Source organism: Pantoea sp. A4, assembly GCF_000295955.2.
GTDB lineage: Bacteria > Pseudomonadota > Gammaproteobacteria > Enterobacterales > Enterobacteriaceae > Pantoea > Pantoea multigeneris.
Genome location: NZ_ALXE01000041.1, coordinates 1 through 812 on the forward strand (window position 1 = coordinate 1; position 812 = coordinate 812).

The 812-nt window shown below is 53.6% G+C and carries 1 protein-coding gene; it reads right to left on the reverse strand.

Features of this window, described 5'->3' with window-relative positions; translation table 11 throughout:
- On the reverse strand, positions 1–812 hold an 812-nt coding region (locus tag B880_RS0117650; protein ID WP_017348779.1), incomplete at both ends, for an RNA-guided endonuclease InsQ/TnpB family protein.

The following is an 812-nucleotide window of genomic DNA, read 5'->3' on the forward strand; positions in this document are numbered from 1 at the left end:
CCGTTTATATCCGCGTTCTCTTTATAACCGCACTCAATACAAATAAAGCGGGATTGAGACTGACGGTTATCTTTATGCGTATGACCACAACAGCCGCACTTCTGGCTGGTATAAGCCGGGTTTATCGCTAACACCTGACCACCCAGCCAGGATTGCTTGTACTCAAGCTGACGTCGCATTTCGTACCAGCCTTGATCCAGTATCGCCCGGTTTAATCCTGATTTTGCTGCGACATTGCGCCCGTGCTGCTCCATCGTCCCTGCCGCCGATTTTGAGAGGTTTAACACCTTCAGGTCCTCAATCACTATCATCGCGTGGTTTTTGCTGATGGTGGTGGTGACTTTGTGAAGGTAGTCGCGGCGGATATTGGCGATATGCGCGTGTAGGCGGGAAATTTTCGCCTTCTGTTTCTTCCAGTTCGCGCTGAATTTCACTTTCCTGGCCAGCTGGCGCTGTAGCCGCGCCAGCTTCGCCTGATTCTTTTTAAAGCTGTTTACCGGCTCAAAGACCGTGCCGTCCGACAGCGTTGCCAGCTTGCTGATACCCGCGTCCAGTCCGATAGCGGACGTTGACGGGTGTACGGGCTTTTCGACCTCCGTTTCGACCTGGAACGAGATAGACCAGCCGCCAGCGTGCTGGCTGACGGTGGCGTTTTTGATTTTGCCGGTAACGGCGCGGGACTGGCGGAACTTCACCCAGCCCAGGCCAGACGGCAATTTAACGCGTTTGCGGTCAAGCTGGCAGTATTTGTCGAAGTTGACGAACCGGATCGAATCATTGCCCTGGCTCTTTCGCTTGAATACCGGCTTTTT